General features: G+C 48.6%; 16 protein-coding genes and 1 tRNA gene. 7 read left to right on the top strand and 10 right to left on the bottom strand.

Translation table 11 applies throughout. From position 1 onward, the window contains the following. The first annotated feature begins 115 nt into the window (after positions 1-115). A tRNA-Ser gene (locus tag QZ331_RS11825) sits at positions 116-203 on the top strand. A gap of 155 nt (positions 204-358) precedes the next feature. On the opposite strand, the gene QZ331_RS11820 is transcribed toward QZ331_RS11825, so the two are convergent. The 3 genes from QZ331_RS11820 to QZ331_RS11810 form a co-directional block, all read right to left on the bottom strand. Further along, positions 359-841: a copper resistance protein NlpE N-terminal domain-containing protein gene (locus QZ331_RS11820; RefSeq protein WP_294630465.1), complete on the bottom strand. Its 483-nt coding sequence runs from the start codon at positions 839-841 to the stop codon at positions 359-361. Positions 842-896: 55 nt separating this feature from the next. Next, positions 897-2,192 carry a hemolysin family protein gene (locus QZ331_RS11815; protein ID WP_294630463.1) on the bottom strand — a complete coding sequence of 432 codons (1,296 nt, stop codon included), beginning with the start codon at positions 2,190-2,192 and terminating at the stop codon, positions 897-899. 241 nt (positions 2,193-2,433) lie between these two features. Continuing rightward, complete coding sequence (locus QZ331_RS11810; protein WP_294630461.1) at positions 2,434-3,219, bottom strand: M48 family metallopeptidase; 786 nt, start codon at positions 3,217-3,219, stop codon at positions 2,434-2,436. 179 nt (positions 3,220-3,398) lie between these two features. On the opposite strand from QZ331_RS11810, the gene QZ331_RS11805 reads away from it, so the two are divergent. Both QZ331_RS11805 and QZ331_RS11800 read left to right on the top strand, forming a co-directional pair. Continuing rightward, positions 3,399-3,833, top strand: a complete 435-nt coding sequence (locus tag QZ331_RS11805) for a DUF2007 domain-containing protein (RefSeq protein WP_294630460.1) — start codon at positions 3,399-3,401, stop codon at positions 3,831-3,833. 17 nt (positions 3,834-3,850) lie between these two features. After that, complete coding sequence (locus tag QZ331_RS11800; protein ID WP_294630458.1) at positions 3,851-4,669, top strand: alpha/beta hydrolase family protein; 819 nt, start codon at positions 3,851-3,853, stop codon at positions 4,667-4,669. A 20-nt stretch (positions 4,670-4,689) separates the two neighbouring features. Here QZ331_RS11800 and QZ331_RS11795 read toward each other — a convergent pair whose 3' ends face one another. From QZ331_RS11795 to QZ331_RS11785, 3 genes are all read right to left on the bottom strand, one after another. Next, complete coding sequence (locus QZ331_RS11795) at positions 4,690-6,132, bottom strand: S41 family peptidase (protein WP_294630456.1); 1,443 nt, start codon at positions 6,130-6,132, stop codon at positions 4,690-4,692. Between the two features lie 161 nt (positions 6,133-6,293). Continuing rightward, the gene (locus tag QZ331_RS11790) at positions 6,294-6,884 is read right to left on the bottom strand and encodes a DUF4251 domain-containing protein (RefSeq protein ID WP_294630455.1); all 591 of its coding nucleotides are present in this window, start codon (positions 6,882-6,884) and stop codon (positions 6,294-6,296) included. A 105-nt stretch (positions 6,885-6,989) separates the two neighbouring features. Next, positions 6,990-7,745 carry a LuxR C-terminal-related transcriptional regulator gene (locus tag QZ331_RS11785; RefSeq protein ID WP_294630453.1) on the bottom strand — a complete coding sequence of 252 codons (756 nt, stop codon included), beginning with the start codon at positions 7,743-7,745 and terminating at the stop codon, positions 6,990-6,992. A 168-nt stretch (positions 7,746-7,913) separates the two neighbouring features. Here QZ331_RS11785 and QZ331_RS11780 point away from each other — a divergent pair, with 168 nt between their 5' ends. Beyond that, complete coding sequence (locus tag QZ331_RS11780) at positions 7,914-8,570, top strand: DUF1349 domain-containing protein (RefSeq protein ID WP_294630451.1); 657 nt, start codon at positions 7,914-7,916, stop codon at positions 8,568-8,570. 305 nt (positions 8,571-8,875) lie between these two features. On the opposite strand, the gene pbpC is transcribed toward QZ331_RS11780, so the two are convergent. Beyond that, entirely contained in the window at positions 8,876-11,224 is a 2,349-nt protein-coding gene (gene pbpC / locus QZ331_RS11775; protein ID WP_294630449.1) for a penicillin-binding protein 1C, read from the bottom strand. Positions 11,225-11,245: 21 nt separating this feature from the next. Beyond that, entirely contained in the window at positions 11,246-16,873 is a 5,628-nt protein-coding gene (locus QZ331_RS11770) for an MG2 domain-containing protein (protein WP_294630447.1), read from the bottom strand. Between the two features lie 103 nt (positions 16,874-16,976). Between QZ331_RS11770 and QZ331_RS11765 the strand changes: the two genes are divergently transcribed. After that, a complete protein-coding gene (locus QZ331_RS11765; RefSeq protein ID WP_294630445.1) occupies positions 16,977-17,378 on the top strand; it encodes an FKBP-type peptidyl-prolyl cis-trans isomerase in 402 nt (133 codons plus the stop codon). Between the two features lie 762 nt (positions 17,379-18,140). Here the strand turns inward: QZ331_RS11765 and QZ331_RS11760 are convergent. After that, a complete protein-coding gene (locus tag QZ331_RS11760) occupies positions 18,141-19,151 on the bottom strand; it encodes a GGGtGRT protein (protein WP_004315991.1) in 1,011 nt (336 codons plus the stop codon). Between the two features lie 19 nt (positions 19,152-19,170). After that, positions 19,171-19,872 (bottom strand): nitrogen-fixing protein NifU, encoded by a 702-nt coding sequence (locus QZ331_RS11755; RefSeq protein WP_004296942.1) that lies wholly within the window; start codon positions 19,870-19,872, stop codon positions 19,171-19,173. 267 nt (positions 19,873-20,139) lie between these two features. Here QZ331_RS11755 and QZ331_RS11750 point away from each other — a divergent pair, with 267 nt between their 5' ends. Both QZ331_RS11750 and QZ331_RS11745 read left to right on the top strand, forming a co-directional pair. Then, positions 20,140-22,692, top strand: coding sequence for a hypothetical protein (locus tag QZ331_RS11750; protein WP_294630443.1), 2,553 nt, complete (start codon positions 20,140-20,142; stop codon positions 22,690-22,692). Positions 22,693-22,831: 139 nt separating this feature from the next. Next, positions 22,832-23,896: a LamG domain-containing protein gene (locus tag QZ331_RS11745; RefSeq protein ID WP_294630441.1), complete on the top strand. Its 1,065-nt coding sequence runs from the start codon at positions 22,832-22,834 to the stop codon at positions 23,894-23,896. Positions 23,897-23,979: the final 83 nt, after the last annotated feature.

The raw sequence follows: 23,979 nt of genomic DNA, 5'->3' as shown, positions 1-23,979 counted from the left end.
TAATATATGATTATCAATGATTTGCAATTTTATGATATTTTCTGAAAGCGTAGGTTCGGGAGCCTGTCTCTCCGCGAATAACAGCAGCTATAAAGTTGCTTTTCTTTTTGAAAAAGGAGAGGTGCTCGAGTGGTTGAAGAGGCACGCCTGGAAAGCGTGTATACCCCTAAAGGGTATCACGAGTTCGAATCTCGTTCTCTCCGCATTGAATCATCTTTTTTAATGCTAAATAAAACCGTCTGTTTTGACCTTCAAAGCAGACGGTTTTTGAGCAATATATCGGACTCACATTAAAGATGCTCTGCAAGAACTATCCATTCGTTGCAGAGCATTTTCTTAATCAGCCAACGGTGCGTACTTATTTCCGTTTCACCTTGACAATATCATAATTCAAATCTCCCACTGCCTCCTGCAAACTGTCGTTCACCAGCCGGAGTGTAGTATCGTTTACAATCATGAAATACATCGGTATGTCATTGTTGTCGTTCGGAATCAGTTTGACGGCGGTAACAGGTTTTTTGTTCACCACTTTGCATACGGTTTTCTGTTTGCCTTTGGAGGTAAAGGTCTGGTTGTTGCCCTGGCTGTCCGCGTCGAGATAAGTCATGTCCAGCGTATAGGTGGTGTCTATGCCGTCGGTTGCTGCGTTCAGTGTAAGGACATAATCGATGCCTGGTCCGTCGGCGGCGGGGAGAGTGCCTGCATAAACTTCGGTTACTTCGGTGGCCGGAGCCACTGCCACGGTAAGGTCGTCTGTTGCTGTGTCGGTTACTCTGTTGGCTTTTGATTGGCAGGATGCCAAAGCAGCTACGACGGCTGCTAACATAATTACTTTTTTCATTGTTAAGTGCTTTAAATTAATATAATAGGGTGAGCTGTCGCTCGTTTTATCTCTTTTATTCCTCGTCGTCATCGTTTCCCCGGGTCACTAACAGCTTGTCCACTCGTCCGCGATCCATATCCATCACCTCGAACTGGAGGTCTTTGTAGGTGAATATGTCTCCGGCTTTCGGGATGCGGGCTATCAGAAACATGGCGAGTCCGCCTAAGGTGGTGAAGTCTTCCGATTCCAGGTCTTCGTATGTCAGGATGCCCATCTCTTCCATGAAGTCGTCGATGTTCATCGAAGCCTCTACTAACAGGGAGCCGTCTTGGCGGGTGACGATTTCTTCCTCCTCCGTGTCGTCCTCCTCGAGGATGTCGCCGAAGATGCTTTCGGTCAGGTCGTGGAGCGTGATGATGCCTTCCGTGCTGCCATACTCGTTAACAACAACTCCGAACTTGTTTTTGTTCTTCTTGAACAGCTCCAGAACTTTATTGGCGTACAGACTCTCCGGAATGAAGAGTGGAGGACGGGCTATCTCGCGCAGGCTGAACGGGCGTTGGCTGCCCACCGTCAGGATGATGTCTTTGACGGAGACTACGCCGATTATCTCATCTTTCCGTTCGTCTACCAACAGGTATTTGCTGTAGTGCTCTTCCTCTATGGTCTGCATCACTTTCTCGCGCGTGTCATCCGGATGGAGTACGATGATGTCGCGGCGGTGAGTCATCAGTTCGTTGGCGCGCTTGTCCGAGAAGCGGAACACGTCGCGTATCATTTCTGTCTCTTCCTTGTCAATCACGCCCTGTTCCGAACTTTGGTGGATAATCATTTTTATCTCTTCCTGCGTCATGGGCCGCTCTTCGTTTTTCAGGCCGATAAGCCGGTTCAACAGTCGGGTGGAGATGCTGAGCAACCACACGAAAGGGTAGGAGATTTTGGTCAGCAGAATCATAATGGGGCTGAAGAGGATGGCGTATCTTTCGGGATTGCTCAGGGCAATGGACTTGGGAACCAACTCTCCGATGATAAGGGAAAGGTAGGTGATGACTGCCACGGTGGTCACCATCGCCAGGTTGCTTGCATAGGCTTCGGCTCCGGGAATGAGCGAGAACAACGGTACAAGGTCGTCGGCAATGGCAACTCCGCCATAGGCTCCGGAGACGATGCCGATAAGGGTAATACCGATTTGGATGGTAGACAGGAACTTTTCGGGTTCTTCCAATTGTCTTAGTACTCCGCGTGCCGATTTGTTGCCTTTGGCGACAAGAGTTTCGAGCCGTGCTTTGCTGGAGGATACCAGCGCAATTTCGTACATGGCAAAGATGCCATTCAGTACGAGTAGGAAAATGATAATAAGAAATTCCATAAATGGATTCAAATGATGATTGTTTTGAGTTATACAAAATGGAGAATGTTTCCATTCTCTATATATATTAATGAATATTGGGTAAAATTGTTTGCTGTGTGGGCGAAGTTTTTTCTGTTGGCGGCAAATAGGGAGTTATCTATCGAGGGTCGACGTCGCGTCCTATAAACAGTCTGGCACGGAACTGCGTGCAATTCCGTGCCTGAAAAGAGTGTGGTAAAAAAAGTATTTCTTTTGTCTCTTATTTCTTTGCGTAGCTGTCTGCTTTGGCTTGCGTACGTTTGATACGCTTTTCCGTGTCGGGATGTGAAGAGAACATTCTTTGTGCGTAAGATGATTTGGGTGCATCTTTGGCAAGCTCAGCAAGTTTGGTCAACGATTTTGCCATAGCATAGGGGTCGATGCCGTGTTTCACACAGAATTCAACGCCATAGTCGTCGGCTTCGTTTTCCTGTTTTTGTGAGAACTGTGCGCCGGCGAGTGCTTCTGCCAATGCTCCCAATTCGGAGTCGGTCAGTTTGGCAACTTTGTCGCTGGCTGCACCTGCCGCATTCTTCACTGCCGAACGGAGGTAAGCGTTCTTCATGGCGTCTTTGGAGTCGGTGTGAACCACGTGTCCGATTTCGTGGCCAATCACAGCCATTACTTCATCATCGGTCATGATGTCCATCAGTCCGGCGCAGATACGCACGCTGCCGTCGCCGCAAGCAAAGGCGTTGACGTCTATCACTTCATATACGCCGAAGTTCAGTTTTAGTCCGTCCACTTCCTTGATGTTTCCGATCAGCTTCTCCAGACGTTTGCCATACTCGGTGTCAGGTTTTGTCAGTGGGTTGTGTGTATCCATCCAAGCCATGTATTCTTTACTCATGTTGGCTATATCGGCGTCGGACAAGGTTACTGCCGATACTACGTCCTTACCAGCTTGCAGGGCTTTTCCTAAATTGATTTTCTTTCCGAACTGTGCGGAAGCTGTCGTTCCCATACTTAGCAATGCTAAGGCAATCATTACAATTTGCTTTTTCATACTTTTTTAATTAAATATAAATTAATGTTCGAATCAGATTCTCACTGTAGAGAGCAGGGACCCGCTCGTTGTATTTAGTGCCGCGAAATTACGAAAAAAGCATTAAATAGTGATAGAATTGGTGAATAAAATGGGAGAGATTGCCTATATTTGTAGGTGAATATGAAAATAGATTGCGTATGAAGACTGTCAGACTGATTACCTGCAATGACGCGATGCAGGCACATATCGTGCAAGGAGCGTTGGAGAATGAAGGTATTGCATCTATGTTGCATAACGAGCACTTTTCTACCCTGTACCGAGGGTGTATAAGCAACATTTCCGGAGTAGACGTATGGGTGGCGGAAGAAGAGTACGACAAGGCGGTGCAGGTGTTGAAAGAGAATCAGAGTTGGCCCGAAGAACTGCTGCTTTGTCCGCATTGCGGCTCGTCGGATATCCGCTTCCTGCTGAAAAAGGGAAAGCGGTGGCGTGCGATAGGTGCGGCAATCCTGTCGATGCTGACAGCTACGCCTCCGGGAAATAATCATTGGGAGTATGCCTGCCGACAATGCGGCAAGACGTTCGAGACGCCTGTTTCCCGGTTTCCGTCGCCGGAAGGGAAGGAAGAATGACTTATCTATATATACAAATGAATAAGAGAAATTTTTTGTTGACTATTTTGGCGCTGCTCTTAGTTGCGCCTGTTTGGGCTGCTAAGGTAGATACGCTGTGGGTTGAAAGTCCTACCATGAATAAAGAGGTGCAGGTGTTGGTAGTGGTGCCGGATGCGGCGTTGGGAAAGAAGGCGGTGTCTTGTCCCGTCCTTTATCTGTTGCACGGCCACGGCGGGAATGCGATGACGTGGATTGGAGTCAAACCGAACCTGCCGCAGATAGCGGATGAAAAGGGAATTATCTTTGTCTGTCCCGACGGGAAGAATAGCTGGTACTGGGATAGTCCGAAGAACCCGTCGTACCGATACGAGACTTTCGTATCCTCGGAATTGGTGAAGTATATCGACGGACACTACAAGACGATTGCCGACCGCAAAGGACGTGCCATCACCGGATTGAGCATGGGCGGACACGGAGCGATGTGGAATGCCATCCGTCATAAGGATACGTTTGGCGCAAGCGGAAGTACGAGCGGAGGAATGGACATACGCCCGTTTCCGTTGAATTGGGATATGGCAAAGCAATTGGGCGAGTTTGCAAGAAATAAAAAAGTATGGGACGAACATACGGTCATCAATCAGATTGACAGGATAGAGAACGGCGAACTGGCCATTATTATCGACTGCGGCGAGGCTGACTTCTTCCTGAACGTGAACAAAGATTTGCACAACCGCCTGTTGGCAAGGAAGATTGACCACGACTTTATTACGCGTCCTGGCGCCCATAACGGAAAGTACTGGAGCAATTCGATTGATTATCAGATTTTGTTCTTCGACAAATTTTTCAGGAAATAAAGCTCCGTCCCCATCTTTTATTACTTGATTCGTAGTCCGCTTCCAGCCGCAAACCGTCGGCTGGCGGGACTACTTACACTCTTCTCTATGCGGAACGAGGCCTTTGCCTTGCTTTCCACACTCTCTTCTTGCTTCGGCGGATAGGTGCCTTCAATTACTCCGAGGGCTATTTTCAGCAGTCTTTCATTGCGGTCGCCGAAGGGAAGGAACTCGCTGTAGTCGGTTGTCCCGTCAATGGTCGTCTCGCTCACCTTAAGCTGATTACCGGGAACGATGGAACCCCAATTCTCGTGAGTAGAGTTATAAACCGTACATACGACCGGATTGACCGACCATTGCAGTTCTTCGTTGACAAACTGTTCCGTGGCAACACTCTGTCCTTTGGTGGCGCCGCCGATAGCTATCACCGGATAACTCTCTTCCAGATAAAGGCTTCTGATAAGCATCTCCGGTGCTCCGGCTGTAGTGGCGCTGGTGAGTACGAAGAGCCCGTATTGGTCCAGGTTGACACCTGTTTTCAGTACTTCGGGGTCGAAGTTGACGGCTGCATCCTTCTCTCTGTTCTTGTCGTTGTATTCCAGGTAAGCCATCGGCTGGTTCAGTCGTGAGCGTGAGGTCAGTATGGTTCCCAATAGTTGGACGCAATCCATCGAGCCGCCGGCGTTGTAGCGCAGGTCGAGTACGACGTAGTTGACGCCTGCTGCCTGAAAGTCGGTCGAAACCTTGCGCAGTTCGTTGTTGTATTTCTCCGGGTCGGCTTTGGTTCCGGCGGTGAAGCTGTTGTACATCAGGTAGCCGACTTTGGTTCCGTCGCTTAGAGTCAGCACTTCGCTCTTGTGTACCGGGTTGTCTTCTACGGCTTGTGCCACAGGCAAGTTCAGTGTCCTGCCGTCGGGCACTACCTTATATATAGAGAGCGGCTCTTCGCTTTCCGCTCCCTCTTCAGGTTCTACGGCGACCTCTTTCCATATTCCCGTTGTCAGTTTCCGTGCTTCGGTTCCTTGCAGCAGTTGAGTCTCGTACTTCTTGCTGATGTACGAAGTATCTACCTTCATAATCCAGTCGCCGCGTACCAATCCGGCTTGTGCTGCCGGCGAACCGGGAATCACGTATGTAATCAGTGCATGGTAAGCCGTGTCGTTATCGGTGCTCCGAACCAGTGAGTAGTCGAAGCCGTAGGTAGGCAACGGTGTCTCCATTACGGAGTCGGCAAATGAGTAACTGTCGTTTTTCGATTTTACTTTGGATAAGAATTCGTCAGGCTTCTGAAACAGGTTCATGTCCTTATAAGGGGGAAGCTCTTGATACCACAGATAGTTCTGCTGCATGATGTCGTACATCCATGTGTCCAATGCAGTCATGTGGGCATACTCCGGCCAACGGTCGACACCGCAGGAGATAAAACTGCCGATACATACAAAAAGCAGAGCAGGTAGAAGGATTGTCTTTCTTAACTTCTTCATTCTAAAAAGCATTTAGAGTGCAAATGTAGGAAATACTTTGTTTATCTGCCACATTTCATGGTATAAAAATACCTGCAAGGGGAGAGGTCTGACAGGATGAAAAAAACTCCGCCACAAATCTACTATTTGCAGCGGAGTGATGAAAGCCCCTTGCTTCCGACCTACCAGGAGCGTCCTTTAAAGATATTAGACTGTTCGAGCGGAACGATATTCCCGTTCAGCGTCAGGTTATTGCTGTTGAAATTGGGGCTGATGGTAACCGAAGCACTGTTGCTTCCGTTGCTCATGGTAATAAATACCTGGGCAGAGATGCCGATGCCTTGAACGCTGAATGAACACTTCACATTACCCTTCTTGTCGACATCCATTTTCATATCCGAAGAGTTGCCGTCTACCGTGACGCCGCCGATTCCGTTAGGGCCGGGGTAGGGAGTATTGAAGGCAGTCTGTACCGTGGCCTTGTTGCCGTTCATCAGGACGAAGTTGGTGTTTGATGTGACAAAAGCAGTCATACCGTTGCGGAAGATAACCTGATTGGCTTCCAGCACAAACTCTCTGTTCTTCAACGCCTGTACGGCTTGCTGGTAAGAGGCCATATCCTGTACTTGTTCTTCGGCGCGGAACTTGGCTCTCTCCGCATCTCTTTGGGCTTTTCGGTCGCTGCGGCGTGTGGCTGCGTTACTCTCCTGTGCATACATCATCGTGCTTGCACTGATTAATACGAATGCTACGAATGCAATAAATTTTCTCATAACTTTTTTTGTTTAGGTTTAATACGTTGTCCGTTTATAAAAAAGAACAATGCGTATGAGAGATTGTTCACCGATGGCGTGCAATTCCGATGCAAAGCGTGAGTGTCATATCAACTTTAAATCTTTTCCTATCCGACAGGCTTCAATGGAGTTCTTCACCTGCAACTTGCCCAAAATCTCTTGCCGGTGCCGGCTCACCGTATTTATGCTGATGGAGAGCGTTGCAGCAATTTCTTTACTTGTCAGGCCTTTATTTATGAGATTCAACACCTGTTTCTCTCTGACGGACAGTATCCTTGTGTTGTTCTGCTTCTCCAATTCCATTGTTTGGCCATTGGCAGAATTGATAATCAGACATTTGGCGGGAATGTCAAACAGTAAAGGACTATAAAGACATAAAGCCAGCCACAGAGAGTCGTTGGAGGGAGAAGAGACATAAAATATCCGGTGCAATACGGACAGATAACTGTTCGTGCCGCTTTTCATACGGAGTGTACTCGTCAAGTAATAGTCGGCACGTCTCTTTTTAGGCTGACGTTTGACAAAGTGGAAAAAACAAAGCTCTTGTAAGTGCTTGCCCGCCAAATCGTCGGGATGAATCAGCCTGAAGATTTCCTCTTCCCAAATAGAGGACACCTTGTCTTCCTTCCCGTATTTGTCTATTCCTAACATTTGTGCGAAACTGCCGTAATAAATGTAACTTGCATTGGAATGCAGGTCGCTTAATACGGCAATGACATTTTCCATCCGTGCATAGTTGCACGCTACGTCTTTATATCTGTTCAGCATTTCCGTATGCGGCTGTGCTTCCGGAAAGTTTTGCGCGAGAAATTCCTTGTTGAGTATCTTTTGGGTGTCCATCTGTAAGCAATAAAATGGTTATTTATAATCATTGTACAGTATATGGCAAGGCTTTACCTTTGCAAAGGTAAACAAAAGAACCGGTAATTTGCGGCAAGCGAAAAGGAAAAGTGCCGTCAAGGCACATACCATACGCGAAATATAATATTCACATAAAAACGGATGAAAATGAAAAAGTTATTGCTAAGCGCACTGATGAGTGCCGCTTCCTTTGCCTGTATGGCGCAATCGTTGGAAAAGATGCAGTGGTTCAATGAGCCGGAACAATGGAACATCAAGAACAACTCGCTTTCGATGAATGTCACTCCTCAAACCGATTACTGGCGCATATCCCATTACGGGTTTACCGTGGATGATGCTCCGTTTCTATATACGTTGCGTGGTGGGGAGTTTGAAGTCAAGGTGAAAATATCCGGCGACTACAAGGCGCGTTTCGACCAGTCGGGACTGATGTTGCGAATCGACCACGAGAATTATATCAAAGCAGGGATTGAATTTGTGGATGGTAAATACAACCTCAGCACCGTTGTGACCCATCACACGAGCGACTGGAGTATCATACCTTTGGAGAACCCCGTACCGTTTGTATGGATAAAGGCAGTGCGCCGATTGGATGCAGTAGAAATCTTCTACTCTTTCGACGACAAACAGTATACGATGATGCGCAATGCCTGGCTGCAAGACAATCATCCTGTCATGGTTGGAATGATGGGAGCCTGTCCCGATGGCGACGGTTTCAAGGCCAAGTTTGAGAACTTCTCAATCAAGCATTTGCCTGATTTGCGCAGGGTACAGTGGTTGAAGAAAAACAGTGCGGAGGAGTAAACTCTTGTAGGTTTTGAAAGCCATTGCGTAAACTGATTCGAGTATAACGGGCGAACTTATCAGCCAAATCCGGTATATATCCTCATCACCACTATATGAAACGGAAGTTCCCATTGCTTGAAACGGGAGTTTCAATTAACTGAAACTTTAGTTTCCATGCGGTTGGAACTATCGTTTCTTCCTATTGAAACTGTCGTTTCATATGGGTTGAAACTTTAGTTTCATGCAGAGGAAACAAAATTGAAACTCCATGAAGACGGCTTTTGAAGACCATATCCCTTTGCAACGATACCGGTAGCGGATGGCTATTCAATGAAGAAAGTCGTGGAGACCGTATTGCCTTCTCTGTCTACTGCCGTCAAGTGATGTCGGCCGGGAGCGGGTTGCAGGGAAATCTTGTGGAAATCCTCCGTTTGCGTCAGATAGGTGTCGTCGAGATGCCAGAATACGGTTGCATGAGGGGCGGTATGTGCCAATTCGACGGTTAGGAATCCCTTGCTGCCGTCCAATTGCTTCGTCAGCCGGATGCGGGCGTTGGCGGAGGGATAGATGAATTGCATGGGTTGGAAAGCGTCTTCCCCGCAACCCGCCTTGAAGGGCGGGAGAGGGGTATATTCCGGATGATGCTGCTTGTAGTACCATTCCCATACGGGCGGGAGGGTGAACCACGGCTTCTGGAAAGTCGGTTCCGTGTTGGCGCAGTTCTCATAGACACGGTGCCGTTCGTCGGCCGACAGGGTGATAAGGTGATGATACGGGCAAGCGTCGGTGTGCAGTCCGGCAGGCAGGATAAGGACGCTGTCCGTTTCCTCGCAGAAGCGTCCCTTCAGATGTCCCGACTGGCGGCACACTTCGGTCTCTACGAAAACACCCGTCGGCCGTTCAAACCAGGCAGAGGCGGGCAGGTAATTGAAGATGTCGAATAGTACGGGGCCTGCCGTCTGTGCGCCGACCAGTCCGGGCTTTCCCTCGCCGGTTGCATTCCCCACCCATACGCCGACCGCGTAACGGGGAGTGACACCCACTGCCCAAGCGTCGCGGAATCCGTAGCTCGTTCCTGTTTTCCAAGCGACGGTCTGCATGGAGGGGATGGATTTCCAGTCGATTTCTTCGGGGCGGTTCACCTCCTTCAGCGCATGGAGTGTTTGCCATGCAGCTCCCTTGTCCCAAGCGTAGGCAGGCGGGGAGGTCTCCTTTTCTTTCGTTTCGTGCTCCGCTTCTGCCATCCGGGCTTCCTGCTCGTTGAGGCGGCTCGAAGGCAGGTCGGGGAGGAGTGCCCGTGCCATTTGGGCGTAGGCGTTGGTCACGTCCCATAAGGTAGCTTCCGCTCCTCCGAGAATCAGTGACAATCCGTAATGGGACGAAGGACGGGTGACGGTCTTGAATCCGGTTTGCCGGAGAAAGCGGTGAAACTTGGGAACGCCGTATCTTTGCAGCATCGTCACCGCAGGGATGTTCAGCGAACGGGCAAGTGCTTCCGAAGCCGGAACGGCTCCTTCGTATTGCCGATTGAAATTTTGGGGAGTAAAGCCGTTTATATTGACCGGTATGTCCGGCAGTAGCATATCGGGCAGCAGAGAACCCTCCTCCAACATGGCATAATAGAGAAAAGGCTTTATTATGCTTCCCGTGCTTCGCGGAGCTTGAATCACATCGACTTGGCTACCGCTCTGCTGCCCGCCGAAATGTACGTTTCCGCAATAAGCCATTACCTGATTGCTCCGTATGTCAATCACTAAAACGGCCAGGTTGCGTATGTCGCTCCGGTTGAACTCATTGCTCCACCGTTCTGCCACCTCTTCGATGTGTGTCTGCATTCCCTGGTCGACGGTGGAACGGGTGTGCTGTCCGTTTCGCTCTTTGTAGAAACGGCTGACCAAATGGGAAGCTGTCTGCGGAAGCGGATGCGGCTCGTCCGGCAACGGTTCGCTGACGGCAAGTTCGTAGGTCGACAAATCGATGGTCTTCCTTTCGAGGAGTTGTTTCAGCAGGCGGTTTCTCTTGGCAAGCAGTGCTTGCCGCCCTTTGGACAGATGAATCATGGCAGGAGCATTCGGCAGTACGGCGAGCACGGCCGACTCTGCCCACGACAGCTCTTCGGCCGAATGGCCGAAATATCGCCAGGCTGCTGCGTCCAGTCCCACTACGTTGCCGCCGAAAGGCGCATGGGATATATACATGGATAGGATTTCTTCTTTGGAAGCCCGGAACTCCAGCCGGGTAGCCCAAATCATTTCGATGACCTTCTCTCCGAACGTTCGCGGCTTGTTGCGGGCGAGGCGGATGGTCTGCATGGTCAGCGTGCTGCCGCCGCTTACCACGCGTTTGTGTTTTAAGTTCTGACAGAGGGCTCTTGCGGTAGATAGCGGATTGACGCCCCAATGGTGATGGAAGTGTCTGTCTTCAAAAGCGATGAGACATTGCCCGATTTTCTCGGGTGTGGTCGTTCGGGGCGGAAATCTCCACTGCCCGTCGGAAGAGATGCGTGCGCCCAACAGCTCTCCGTTCCTGTCCGTCACCACCGTGGAGTAGGGAACACGAAACAGTTGCCGGGGAAGGCAGCACATATATCCTATCAGCAAAAGAGCGGTAGCTGTCGCTACCACCCTTTTGCGTAAAGAGAATCGTCTGGAGAATCTGCAAATAGGATTCATTGCAATAGCACAACAGAATGGTTACCTTCTCACCGTTGTTCTTCCCGCCTTGCTCCGTGCCTGTACGTTGGCGTCGTACATCGCTTCGCATTGAACAGCCGGAAGGATGAAGTTGCCTGCATACGTCGCCTGTAGTCTGACGGTGAATTTCTTCGTCTCGCCACGGCGAAGATTGAAATAGGTCAATACCCTGTCGTCGCGTATATCCTGATAGGTGTACGGACTGGCGGACTTGCCCGACCTGCTGGGTGCGTTTTCCGATTCGGAGGCATTCACTCTTTCGTTGTATATCTCCCAGCCGGAGGGGATGATGTGCGTCAGTGCCAGGTTGGTATAGTCGGAAGTACCGCTTGTGTTGGTAATGCTGACAACGGTAATAAAGTCGGTTCCCTGCATCACTTCGTCGACGGAGAGCGGCGTACCGTTCAGGCTGGCATACCTTATGTCCATGCGGAGGTTGTCGTTGATAGCCGGCAAGGTGTCGTTCAACAACTGTGTGCGGGTGATAAGGTCTGCGCAGAGTGCTCCCTTTCCCCGGTTGCCGATAGAGATGCTTCCCGCCTTCGGAGTGGTGGCAAGACTCTTTTCAAATATGGCTTTTGCCGATTGGACGGCAGGTTGCGCCCGGTCGTTCCACGTCCAGGTGAAATCCAACGTTCCCGATGTTTTCTCTGCCAGGCGTCCCATTGCCAAAAGGGCAAAGGCGGTGGACTGTGTGCCGAACCATTCTTCTTGCGAGAGGTTTCTGGAGACTTTCTTTGCTTGCAGCAGGGCGTCGCGTTCGCGCTTCATCAGTATCAGTGTTTCGAGAATCATTGCCTCGTCTCTGTCGGACGAGCCGTAAATACCGTTCATGGAAGAGTAGGGGCTTACCGATGTGTCTGCATTGTAAACTAATTCTTCGGCAGGCTTCATCTTGCCGGTCAGCGCATACGTTGCCGCCAGTCTCCATTGGGCTTGTACGGAGAGTCCGGCCTGTTCCTTCATCCGGTTCATGGCGCCATATTCGGGCACTCCCGCAAGGGCAAGCGTATAGAGCCTGAACGCCTGTTGCAGTTCGGACTGCCATTGCTGCCAGCCGCTTGCGTCTTGCGGCATCCGCCAGTTCTGCGCGGCGGCACGTTGGAAGCGTTTCCATTTGTTCTGCACGCTTGGGTGGACGGCGTAGCCTTTTTCCTGTGCCAGCGTCAGAAACATTCCGGCATAAGAACTGATCCATTCGTCGGCAACGGCGTTGCCCGGCCAGTATGCAAACCCGCCGTTATCCAACTGGCGGCCGTAAATCTGCTGTATGGCTTCCTGCACGTTTGTCTTTATCTTTTCGCTCTCCGTGTCGTCCACCGCCTTGAATTGGGCGACGAAGAGGAGCGGAAGTGCTTTGGAGGCGAGCTGCTCCGTGCAGTGGTGCCGGTAGTTGTACAGGAAGTCGAACCGTCGGCTGATATCTACCGAAGGAATGCGCGACACTTCCAACTTCACCTCGTCGTTGGCAGACGAGGAACTCAGTTGGTAAGAGAGTTTGCCGCTTTGTCCGGGTTCTATCCATTGGCTGTTGCGCAGGGTCACTACGGGATTCGGGTTGCGCACCTCTATCTCGATGGTCTCTTTCGTCTGCTGCCCGCCGCCGCTTGCTGTCAGGCGGATGGTTGCTTTTCCGGTCTTGTTGCCGGTTTTAAGCGTGAAGAAGGTGAGCTGGTCGCCCGGCTGACTGAAAGTGAGTGTCTGTCTGTCGGTCCCTGCAATCTGTATATCTGCACCCGATACTTGAAGGGATACGGTTACGTTCTTCACTTGGTTCTCCATTGCGAAGATGTTGACCGGCACGCTGATTTCTTCCTGCACACTGAGCACACGCGGCAGGGTGGAAAGGAGCATGAGCGGGGTACGTACGAACGCCGTCTTTTCCGCGTTGCCGTAAGCACCCTCCTGGCCAGCTACTACCATTGCCCGCACGGAGCCGACATACATCGGAAGTTTCAGCGTATGCGTCTGCTTCTTTCCTTTTCCCAACCGGAAGGGGCCTACAAACCTGACTACCGGTTTGAAACGGTTCGCTTTTGCGTCGGCAGGCTTCAAAGTAGCGTCGCCGCCCGTGCTGAAGAGCGGACTGTAACTGCCGACGGAAGCTCCCAATACATGGTCGTACATATCCCATGTCCGGATACCGAGTGCTTCGCGTGCGTAGAAGTCGTTCCACGGGTCGGGGGTCTTGAAATTGGTGAGGTCGAGCAAACCATTGTCTACGATGGCTAACGTATAGGTCATCGGCTTGCCGCTCTTTTCGCTTACGGTGACGTTGAAGTCGGTTTCCGGGCGCAACACTTCCGGCATCTGTATTTGCGGTTGCAGCACTGTCTGGCTGTTGGTGACAAACACCGGAACGACGCCATACATACGGATGGGCAGGTCGTTGACCGTCTGTGCGTGAGGTTGTAGCAGGCTGATGTGCAGATATACGTTCGGAGCCATTTCTGGCGTCACCTTGAAGGAGTATTTCGTGTCTCTGTTGTCGGAGATTTCTATCCACTCCTGTTTCAATACGGACGAGCCGTTCTCGATGGATACCAATGCACGTCCGCCTGCTGCGGCGGGAATGATGGCAGTAGCCGTTTCGTCTATCTCGTAAGTATCCTTGTCCAGCGAGAAGGCAAGCATCTTGGCACCGCTCGGGTCGGTTTTGTTGGAACGTCCGCGCCATTCGGGCCAGTCTACGTAGACGGTTCCTCCCGTGGCGTGTCCGCTTTCTTTGTCTTTGACGTACACCAGGTAACGTCCCCAATCAGGGTAATTGATGCGGAACGCAAGGGTTGTTCTTCCGTTTTTAGTTTGCAAGTTCCCACTGGCAACGGGGGTGATGGATGTACTGTTGATGTATGTACCGAGAGACTCGTTGCCCTGTTCCCACCACCAGCTCCAGCCGATGCGGTATATCTTGTATTCTAAGTTGTGGGAGTTGATGTGCCGTCCTTTTGCGTCGAGGGTTACGATGTTGAACAGGTGCTCTTTGTCTGTCTCGATGTATTTGCCTTTCGGCTGGTTGAGATTGATGCCGACGTAGGATGCGAATGGCGAGAAGGGGACGCTTTGCGCGTAGATGCTCGCGTCTCCGCCCGGTTCAAACACGCGGGTGGTGAAGGTAGCGTTCAGCATTCCCGGAGCGTTGGCGGCTGCCGGTACTTTGAGGGTGACGTTTGCTTTCCCGTCGGAATCGAGTGTGCCGTCGAATGCATTTGTCCGGATGGTGCTGAAGTCCGTGGCGGGATTGTTGAAGATGTATGCTTCGTAATTTGCAAATTGCGTGTTTACTCTGGATAGGGACATCTCCACTTTGGCTTTCAGTCCCGACGCCGTTGCCCCTGTCAGCCATGCTGAGGTGAGCGGGATTTGGAGGTTGTTGTCCGTTGCTTCTATCAGTTTCGGTAAGGCAAGATTTATTTTCAGTCGGTTGGGCTTGATGGTTTCGATGCGCAGTCCTTTGTGGAAAGACGTGCCGCCCACTTTGACGTATACATTCCAACGTCCGGTCGGGGCGTCGGCAGGAGTGGGGACGGCGAACGTATAGAATCCGTTCATACCCTGCGTGGATATCATTTTAGTATAGAACTGTCCTTTCGGATTGTAAATCTCCAGTGCTACGGGATGCTTGTCGGGTATCCGCTTTTCTTTGTCTTCTAAAATAAAGGAGACGTGCAGCGTGTCGCCCGGACGCCATACTCCTCTTTCGCCGTAGACGAATCCTTTCAATCCTTTCTGAATATCTTTTCCTTCCACGTCGAACCGGCTGACGGACTGTTCTTCGCCATCGGCCACACGTACATAGGATTTCTGCTTGTCCGATTCTGCCACCACGATGAAAGGTACGCCCTTCGGAGCGATTTCGGCGAAGCCTTCTTCATTGGTCTCCCCTTTGCCCACGGGTTGTAGCTGGAAATTATAGACTGTCACTTGTGCTTTCCCTACGGGCTTGGTGTCGAGGATGTTGTTTACGGCAATCCACAAGTTGTCTTGCGAGTTACGTTTTACAATCATTCCCAAGTTGGAAGCATAGACGTTGCAGGCGGCTGTCCGGTCGGAAGTCATGTAATAGGACGGATGGCAAGGATTGTCGCGCTCTTCCCATCGGTAGATGCTCCAGTCTATGGAATTGCCGTTGTAGTAATAATAAGTTTCGGGAATGTCCCAGGAGGCCTGTTCTTCTTCAGACAGGACACTGCCGCTCACTTTGGTCAGCGCATCGGATGGGTTATCGGCAAACTGCATCTCCCGGCTGTCGTTTCCTCCGCATGGGTAAGCGGAGTATTCCTGGCGGAATGAAAGCACAACGCGATAGATGGCGCCCGGTTCCTGGCGGATGAGTCCGGCAAGGTCGATGGAGTAATTCTCCCAGTGGTGTATGTCTTTGGAGGCGTCTTTGGCAAGCCACAGGGTTTTCTTATACACAAATCGTCCCGAACGGCGCAACTCGTTGGCAGAAGCGAGCGAATTGGTCTGCATGAACATCAGTACATTGTTTTCGAATATGCGGATGACGCTTAAATCCACTGCATACAGGTTGACCGCCCTGAAAGGGATAATCAAACTTTTCGAATCGGGCAGGATGGCAGAGGAAGTAGACATTTCCACTTGTGGTTTCAGGTTTACTTCGCTGAACGAGAGGGTGTGGGGTGTATCCAACGTCTTGCCTTGATGGTCTTTGATACCTGGATGGATATTCAGCGTCAGTTTATTCAGTTTGTTTGCTTCAAAGTAGATGAATACCTTGTTCTCGCTGATTTGGAGTACGGATGAGGGGATTTCCGGAATTTCAATCAATCCTTTCAAGTCCTGCGTGGTGGACAGGGGGGCGGAGAATACTATTTCTATTCCGTTTTCGGGTTGTTCGATGCGTTCGGCAGAGAGGAAGCGGAAGATGTCTTTTGCCGGTATCAGTACTTCTTTGCTCTGTTTACGGTTGATGCCTGCCGGGTTGCCATTGGCTGTTATGGTCAGTGGGTAGTCTTCTGTTGCTCTTGGTACTCGGCTGATGTTGAATTGGTAGCGGGTGGCAGCATCGGTGGCGATGATTTCTACCAGATGTTTTTTCTTGCCGTCGCTGGCAGTCAGCATCTTTTCCACTTCCTCTTTTTTCACGATGTCGTTGAATCGTATCTCTCCCCGGATGTTTATTTCGTCGGGATGGGTGGCGGTAATCGGCAGCGATTCCAGTTGGAGGGTGAAATTGCGTTCTTGTACGCGGAACGAGAAGTGGAACTCTTTCAGTTTCTTTTCCACTTCAACGAAATCACTGAGCCGGAAAGTGCCTTCGTAGAGAGTACCCGGTTTCAGTGTGCCTTCTTCGGGCATAAATTCGATGGTATTGTTGCTCACCCAATAAGCTTTTCCTTTTAAAGATGGCGAGAAACTGAACGGGTTGTCTTTCAGTTCGTTGTTGATATCTACCATTGGTTGGTCATGGGTCAGTTCGATGCGTATGGCAGAGTTTTGTGAGATTACTCCGCCGGTGTAGGCGTTTACATACGGGGCATAGTCGGCGGAAGGGGTGATGTCTTTTTGTGTATGCTTGCACGAAGTGACTCCCGCAAGCAGTATTACTACAAGTAAGAATAGTCCGGTAACATTCAGACTACATATTGTCTTTATTGGCCTCATAACAAAGAAGTTTTATGATTCAATTTAACAAAGGTACGATTTTTGTGTTAGATTGTTCCCGATTCTGTTTATTTTTGTATCTCCTTTAATAAAAAAAAGCAATATGGAGAAAAAAGAAGAATATAAAGAAAAGAATTTGCAATTCCTGCAAGAGTTGTCGTTACAGGATGGTGTGTTCGGTTTGCCTTGCGGTATGTATTATAAAGTGTTGGGTACCGGAACGGGAACAATCTCGCCCAACGTGCGGAGCATTGTTACCGTACACTATAAAGGTAGTCTGATAAACGGCAGGGTATTTGATAATTCCTACGAACGTTCCTGTCCGGAGGCTTTTCGTCTTGGAGAGTTGATAGAAGGTTGGCAACTTGCGCTTCAAAGGATGCACGTGGGGGATAAGTGGGTAGTTTATATTCCTTATACTATGGGATACGGCTCACGTGCTTCCGGGGCTATTCCCGCTTTTTCGACATTGATATTTGAGATAGAATTATTAGGGGTTATGTAAGTCTCTGGCTGTGTGATTAAGTCTTCACGTTTGAGTTGAATCATGTATTGTTAAGAATAAATCCGCATTACAATTAGATTATCTGATATTGTTTTTAATAATATACCCGTTAACTACATTCATACCATACATTTTTATAATAAAATTTACTCGATTATTTCAAACGGCTATGACATACAAATTGGATATATTTTGGATAGTGTGGCTTGTACTGCTGTTTCTGACGGTCGGTAGCTGCTTGTCCGAGAGTTGGTGCGAAGATACTGTATTGTTGGATGGAGTTTATGCGATGTCGCTGTTATCGACTTGGTTGTGTCATAATGTTAAACCAAGAGTTGCCTTTGGCAATCTGATTGTGATGATTTTCTATAATGCTATTTTGACTTATAATCTGGTATTTAATAGCCGATACGGAAACGGGATGATATGGTGGTTTTACGCACTGCTACTAAACACTGTTCGTTCAATCGCTTTGCTTGTATTCGTAATTGCGAATACAAGCAAACGGAAGAAGCTGGAGAATGACCGATAAACGATTTACTAATATTACAGGTTGATTTCACCTCGTTCTCTAAATTTTAGGAGCATTGCCAAAGAAACAACTTTCTACTTCTTCAATGGCAGTTAGAATATCTTGCAAATTTAATAACTCTTACTTTAGCAAGATATCATTAGGGATAGTTATCTAAGCTCTTGTCATAAAAAAAAAACTCCTGCAACCATTTAGATTACAGGAGTTTATTGTATATGAAGTAACTTAAATTACTTGCTCAAAGCCTGCGCCACGTCAACCGCACAAGCTACTGTACAACCTACCATAGGGTTGTTACCAATTCCCAGGAATCCCATCATTTCTACGTGAGCAGGAACTGATGAAGAACCAGCGAACTGAGCGTCTGAGTGCATACGACCCATTGTGTCTGTCATACCGTATGAAGCCGGTCCGGCAGCCATATTATCCGGGTGAAGAGTACGACCTGTACCACCACCTGAAGCTACTGAGAAATAAGGTTTACCAGCAAGAACACGTTCTTTCTTGTAAGTACCTGCAACTGGATGTTGGAAACGAGTCGGGTTAGTAGAGTTACCTGTGATAGAAACGTCTACGCCTTCCTTCCACATGATAGCTACACCTTCGCGAACATCGTCAGCACCGTAGCATTTTACTTTCGCACGAGGACCGTCAGAGTAAGCGATTTCGCGAACCACTTTCAGTTCTCCTGTGAAGTAATCGAATTGAGTCTGAACATAAGTAAAGCCGTTGATACGGGAGATAATCTGAGCAGCGTCTTTTCCAAGGCCGTTCAGGATGCAACGCAACGGTTCTTTACGTACTTTGTCTGCTTTTGCAGCGATTTTGATAGCACCTTCGGCAGCAGCGAAAGATTCGTGACCTGCGAGGAAAGCGAAACATTTAGTCTCTTCGCGCAGCAACATAGCAGCGAGGTTACCATGACCGATACCAACCTTACGGTCGTCGGCTACAGAACCCGGGATGCAGAATGCTTGCAGACCGATACCGATAGCTTCGGCAGCTTCAGCAGCATTGGTGCAACCTTTCTTAATAGCGATGGCAGTACCTACCACATACGCCCATTTTGCATTTTCGAAGCAGATAGGCTGAGTTTCTTCACACGTTTTGTAAGGATCAAGTCCATGAGCTTCGCAGATAGCGTTAGCTTCTTCGATATCTTTGATGCCGTTAGCGTTCAATGCAGCGATAATCTGTTTGATACGACGGTCCTGGCTTTCGAATTTTACTTCTCTAATCATAGTTTCTTTCCTCCTTATATTATTCGTGACGTGGATCGATAGATTTAACTGCTCCCTGTTCTGCTGTTACGCGACCATAAGTACCTGTAACTTTCTTCAATGCTTCGTTAGCATCGGTACCTTTCTTTATTTCGTCCATGAACTTGCCCATATGTACGAATTCGTATCCGCAGATTTCGTCGTTTTTGTCCAAGAAGATTTGTTTGATATAACCTTCTGCCATTTCAAGGTAACGGGGACCTTTAGCCAATGTACCGTAAAGAGTACCTACCTGGCTACGCAGACCTTTACCCAAGTCTTCCAGACCTGCACCGATAATCAGACCACCTTCAGAGAAAGCCGATTGAGTGCGTCCGTAAACGATTTGCAGGAACAATTCGCGCATAGCAGTGTTGATAGCGTCGCAAACAAGGTCAGTGTTCAATGCTTCAAGAACAGTCTTACCCGGAAGGATTTCAGAAGCCATAGCAGCAGAGTGAGTCATACCTGAGCAACCGATTGTTTCAATCAAAGCCTCTTGGATGATACCTTCTTTAACGTTCAGCGTCAGCTTGCAGGCACCTTGTTGCGGAGCACACCAGCCGATACCGTGTGTCAAACCTGAAATGTCAACGATTTCTTTAGATTTTACCCATTTGCCTTCTTCGGGTATGGGAGCCGGTCCGTGGTTAGGACCCTTCTTTACAACACACATGTGTTCAACTTCGTGTGAATAAGTCATAATTAGCTCTTTTTAAATTGATATAATTAAAAATACGTAGTCACGATTCTCTAAATCGCCCACAAAGGTAGTCTATTTATTTGTTTCTGCCAATCGCTGTTTATTACTTTTTTGAGAAAAAGAGACAAATCACGCTGCGGATTTTGCGGTTTGTAAAGTCGGGATTGCATTTGGTGAAGATATGGTTCAATCAGTGAATGTTTTCGGTTGTTATAGATGATTATTTGAAATAATCACCTTATCTTTGCCGTCGTAAATCGAGAAACTATGATATGGCGCAGGCTTTACTTTTTATGTCTCTTCACCTGTATGGCGATGGTTGCTTATTCGCAAGGACTGTTGTTTCAGGCTAACGATAAAGAAATAAAAGAAAGAACCTCTCTCCGGATATTTCGGGAGGGGGAGGTTCCTTGTTTCACGAAAAGTTTTCAGTTGAGTTTTGAATTGTCCATCCACGATTTTGATGCTTTCGGGTATGTGTTTCTGTTACAGGAAAATCAGGGAAAGACCAATTATAGCTTTACATATACTTATCTGGACGACAAGAACTGTACCTTCAAGTTCAATACGGACGGGCAGGAGAATCACTACTCCCTGAACCTGCTGAACGATATGCTGGCTTACCAATGGCTTCCTGTTTCTTTTACTTTCGATTTGCAGCAAGACCGGCTTACGATTCGCATCGGAGATGATGAGAAGAAAATCGACCGCTTAATGTTGAAGCAGACTTTCTGCCCATATTTGTTCTTCGGACGTCACGATTATATTTTGGATATACCGGCTTTTGCCATCCGCAATTTAAGGCTTGAAGGCGATGGCGTTCCTTCCTATGTCTTTCCCTTGAACGAGAGCCGGGGAGAAGAGGTGCACACTTCTACGGGAGAGGTGCTGGGAGAGGTAACCAATCCGGTATGGCTTATCAATGGTTCCTATCACTGGGAGAAGCTCTTCGAGCACTCTTTTCGGACTCCTTCCGGAATTGCTTTTGAACCGGACAGCCAGCGACTCGTTGCTTTCAGTCAGGATTCGCTTCTTGTGTATAACGTCTTGGAACGTCGGTCGCAGGAGTATGCATATGCCAATCAGCTTCCTGTAAAGTTGCAGTTGGCCACCCATTTTATAAATACGACAGATGGCAGATTGTATGTGTATGAACTGAACAACCTTCCGTTGGGAGACGCTACAGTGGCGGCGCTTGATGTGGATAAGCGCGAATGGCAGCAGACGGGAATAGCATCCTTGCCTGTACAATTACACCACCATGACGGCTTTTGGGATGAAACAAGCGGAAAATATCTCGTTTTCGGCGGCTTTGGCAATAAACGTTTCAATAATACATTCCTTGAATATGATATACCGTCTGACCGCTGGGATACGCTTTCTTGTTCGGGTGAACGCATTGTTCCTCGGTATTTTTCGGGGATGGCGGTCAATAAAAGCTGCGAACATATTTACATCTACGGCGGAATGGGCAATGAGTCGGGCGAACAAAGCGTAGGCAGGAATTATTTGCACGATTGTTATTTGTTTGACCGAACGCAGAATTCTATACGCCGCTTGTGGCAGAAAGCTACCGACCATCGGATGGTTGTGGCACGCGACATGATATTGTCGCCTGACGAGAAATATATCTATGCCCTCTGTTATCCGGAATACCTGTCGGACACCTATCTGCAACTCTATCGCCTTACGGTGGAGGATGGAACCATGAAAGCTTTGGGAGATTCAATCCCGATGCGTTCCGAAGAGATTATGACCAATGCCAATCTTTACTATAACCCGTTGACATCCGAATATTACTGCGCGACTACAGAATTTGACAAAAAAGGACATACGGTGATTCGTACATACGTATTGTCTGCTCCGCCGGTTGCTTTGGAAGACATCTGCTCTTACAGCCCGGTTTCGTTTTCGAATACAATTCAGTGGATAGTCATAGGCGCAAGCCTTGTCTTGCTTGCCGGAGCAGGCTGGTGGATACGGAAAAGAAGGAAACAACCGGAAACTCCCGTGAAGGCGGAAACAGCCGTCAAGGAAGAAATACCGTTCGAGGTACAGAAAGCGGAAACACAGCAAAAGGAAGAACTCGAATCATCCGTTGTCCGTCCCAATGCCGTTTATCTGTTCGGCCCTTTTACGGTCATCGACCGCAACGGACGAAACATCACCCATTTGTTCAGCTCCCGTCTGCGGCAGGTATTCATCTATATTTTGCTTCATAGTTCCCACAACGGCGTTTTGTCCGCATCGCTGAACGAAGTGTTCTGGTCCGACAAGCCCGACGATAAAGTGAAGAACCTGAAAGGAATCACCATCAATCAGATTCGTAAAAACTTGGCGGAGCTGGACGGGGTGGAACTTGTCTACAACAAAGGCTATTTCAAACTGGTATTTACCGATGCCTATTGCGATTATTTCCATTTCCGCTCCTTGAAGAATGTGGAAGAAGTAGAGACGGAATTCGGTGTGTTACTGATGCGCGGCAAGTTCCTTGACGGTATGGATGCCGGAATGATGGATCATTTCAAGCAGAAAGTCGAAGAGTTTCTATGTTCCTTCCTGCCGTTGGAAATCGAGCGTTTGTATCAGCAGCACAAGTACGATGCTGTCATTCGTTTCTGTCACATCCTTTTCTGGGTAGACCCGATTAATGAACTGGCGTTGGGTTATTGTATCCATGCGCTTCATCACACAGGCTCGTCGCAGGAGGCAATCCTGCAATATTCGCTGTTTGTCCGTGAGTACAAGCAGATGATGAATGAAGAATTTCCGGTTTCTTATGCCCGGTTAATGAACCAAAATCCCCCATTTCATCAGTAGAAACAGGTTGGTTAATAAACTTTTTCGGGTTTATTAATCCCTTATTAACCCTCCGCTAATAGGTTGCTTAACCTTGCTACATTTATATTTGCAGCGATGTTATTCACTTATTGTTTTATTTTAAAAAAAACCTAATAGTATGAAAACAAGATTCTTTACGAAACTTTGTTTACTCACTGTGTTGATTGGGTGCTTCTGCTCATGCAAGAGCGACAACGGCGATTCGATACGCCCTGTTGCGCTTGAGTGTATGTACACGCATCTGACCGACATGACAAACCTGCTTGATACTGCAAAAATCGGTACAAGCGACGGTACTTTCCCTTTGGCAAATGCGCAAAATCTGCAAAAAGCCGTCGAAGAGTTACAGACGGGTATCTCGAAAGGTATGGCAGGGCAGTTTGTCCTTCAGTATGAAATAGACAACTACTGCATTGCCGCCGAAAAAGCAATTGCCGAATTTCAGGATTCCTATCAACAGACATTGTCGCCGGGCACACCTGCCGAACTGAAAATATTTGGTATCGACGGCAAGGGCCGCATCGAATTCGGCGAAGACAAGGCTTACGGTGGCGGCAACACCTTCACCGTAGAGAGTTGGATTAAGTATGAAGCCGGTTTCTTCGAGTCCGGTATCGGTAGTTTTCTTTCCACTTTCGACGGTAACCAACCCAATGAAGGATGGATGATTAACTTCCTCGGCTCCAATCTCCGTACTACGATTGGTATGGGACCGCAGGAAGGCCGCGTATTGGAAGAAGGACGTGCTTATCCCGACAATTTCGGAAAATGGAACCACCTTGTGACAGTATGGGACAACACCTTGTCCGAAGGACAGTTGAAGATGTACGTCAACGGCGAATTGTTCTTCAGCAAGACCAATGACGTGAAAGATGACGCCGGAGTATTGCAGGATTATATGCCCAACACTCGTAATCTGAATATGTGGGCGTTTCAGGAACCGACCGATAAGGGACGCTGCATGACCGGATTCATCAAAAAGTTCCGTATGTGGAACACAGCCAAATCGGCGGACGATGTGAAAGCGTTGATGAACGCGGATGTGACGGGAACGGAGAGCGGACTGGTGTGTGCGTGGGATTTCACGACAGTTGCCGAAGACATCACCAACATTCCCGACAAGACAGGCAAACACGTTGCGAAGATTGTGGGCTACCATAAATGGTTTAAAGTAGAGAACTAACCTTAATAAACAGACCAAGAGTATGAAAAATAATACGATAACGATAAAAGCTATCCTCTGCCTGTTGCTCCTGCTATGCGGAG

It is taken from the genome of uncultured Bacteroides sp. (assembly GCF_910586915.1).
Taxonomy (GTDB): domain Bacteria; phylum Bacteroidota; class Bacteroidia; order Bacteroidales; family Bacteroidaceae; genus Bacteroides.
This window is presented reverse-complemented; position numbering and strand designations above follow the sequence as displayed.

What these genes read in the sequence shown, in the direction of transcription:
- QZ331_RS11820 (WP_294630465.1), bottom strand. Translation starts at nt 841, where the DNA reads ATGAAAAAAGTAATTATGTTAGCAGCCGTCGTAGCTGCTTTGGCATCC.
- QZ331_RS11815 (WP_294630463.1), bottom strand. Translation starts at nt 2,192, where the DNA reads ATGGAATTTCTTATTATCATTTTCCTACTCGTACTGAATGGCATCTTT.
- QZ331_RS11810 (WP_294630461.1), bottom strand. Translation starts at nt 3,219, where the DNA reads ATGAAAAAGCAAATTGTAATGATTGCCTTAGCATTGCTAAGTATGGGA.
- QZ331_RS11805 (WP_294630460.1), top strand. Translation starts at nt 3,399, where the DNA reads ATGAAGACTGTCAGACTGATTACCTGCAATGACGCGATGCAGGCACAT.
- QZ331_RS11800 (WP_294630458.1), top strand. Translation starts at nt 3,851, where the DNA reads ATGAATAAGAGAAATTTTTTGTTGACTATTTTGGCGCTGCTCTTAGTT.
- QZ331_RS11795 (WP_294630456.1), bottom strand. Translation starts at nt 6,132, where the DNA reads ATGAAGAAGTTAAGAAAGACAATCCTTCTACCTGCTCTGCTTTTTGTA.
- QZ331_RS11790 (WP_294630455.1), bottom strand. Translation starts at nt 6,884, where the DNA reads ATGAGAAAATTTATTGCATTCGTAGCATTCGTATTAATCAGTGCAAGC.
- QZ331_RS11785 (WP_294630453.1), bottom strand. Translation starts at nt 7,745, where the DNA reads ATGGACACCCAAAAGATACTCAACAAGGAATTTCTCGCGCAAAACTTT.
- QZ331_RS11780 (WP_294630451.1), top strand. Translation starts at nt 7,914, where the DNA reads ATGAAAAAGTTATTGCTAAGCGCACTGATGAGTGCCGCTTCCTTTGCC.
- pbpC (WP_294630449.1), bottom strand. Translation starts at nt 11,224, where the DNA reads ATGAATCCTATTTGCAGATTCTCCAGACGATTCTCTTTACGCAAAAGG.
- QZ331_RS11770 (WP_294630447.1), bottom strand. Translation starts at nt 16,873, where the DNA reads ATGAGGCCAATAAAGACAATATGTAGTCTGAATGTTACCGGACTATTC.
- QZ331_RS11765 (WP_294630445.1), top strand. Translation starts at nt 16,977, where the DNA reads ATGGAGAAAAAAGAAGAATATAAAGAAAAGAATTTGCAATTCCTGCAA.
- QZ331_RS11760 (WP_004315991.1), bottom strand. Translation starts at nt 19,151, where the DNA reads ATGATTAGAGAAGTAAAATTCGAAAGCCAGGACCGTCGTATCAAACAG.
- QZ331_RS11755 (WP_004296942.1), bottom strand. Translation starts at nt 19,872, where the DNA reads ATGACTTATTCACACGAAGTTGAACACATGTGTGTTGTAAAGAAGGGT.
- QZ331_RS11750 (WP_294630443.1), top strand. Translation starts at nt 20,140, where the DNA reads ATGATATGGCGCAGGCTTTACTTTTTATGTCTCTTCACCTGTATGGCG.
- QZ331_RS11745 (WP_294630441.1), top strand. Translation starts at nt 22,832, where the DNA reads ATGAAAACAAGATTCTTTACGAAACTTTGTTTACTCACTGTGTTGATT.